1 tRNA gene and 1 rRNA gene are annotated in these 536 nt (G+C 47.8%); both read right to left on the bottom strand.

From position 1 onward, the window contains the following. Positions 1-77, bottom strand: a 23S ribosomal RNA gene (locus tag ACKA06_RS21630); the annotation flags it as partial. Positions 78-376: 299 nt separating this feature from the next. Continuing rightward, positions 377-449 (bottom strand) — tRNA-Ala (locus ACKA06_RS21625). Positions 450-536: the final 87 nt, after the last annotated feature.

The following is a 536-nucleotide window of genomic DNA, read 5'->3' as shown; positions in this document are numbered from 1 at the left end:
AGCATATCGGTGTTAGTCCCGTCCTTCATCGGCTCCTAGTGCCAAGGCATCCACCGTGCGCCCTTCATAACTTAACCTAAATTTTGCTTTATCAGCTTCGAATCTCTTCGTCAGCTTCAGTCGTTCACATCCTCACGCACGACTAAGTGCGCTCCGGTGTTCACTCCTTCGCTTCCTCGACCTTCTCGCTGCTAAATCAAAATTTGATTCACTTACTTACTAAGTTAGGATTAAACCTAAAATGGCGATACTCGGTAATTTCTTGACTATCAATTAACACTTTATCTAGTTTTCAAAGAACAAACTTGGATTCACTTTATAATGGAATCCGAAGGATGGTTGTTTCACTCCGCTGTCGCTTTGTGAAAAACCCAAGTGGAGCCTAGCGGGATCGAACCGCTGACCTCCTGCGTGCAAAGCAGGCGCTCTCCCAGCTGAGCTAAGGCCCCATGAGAATGAAGATGGTGGGCCTAAGTGGACTCGAACCACCGACCTCACGCTTATCAGGCGTGCGCTCTAACCAGCTGAGCTATAGG

It is taken from the genome of Rossellomorea oryzaecorticis (assembly GCF_045897515.1).
In the GTDB taxonomy this organism is placed as follows: Bacteria; Bacillota; Bacilli; order Bacillales; family Bacillaceae_B; genus Rossellomorea; species Rossellomorea enclensis.
This window is presented reverse-complemented; position numbering and strand designations above follow the sequence as displayed.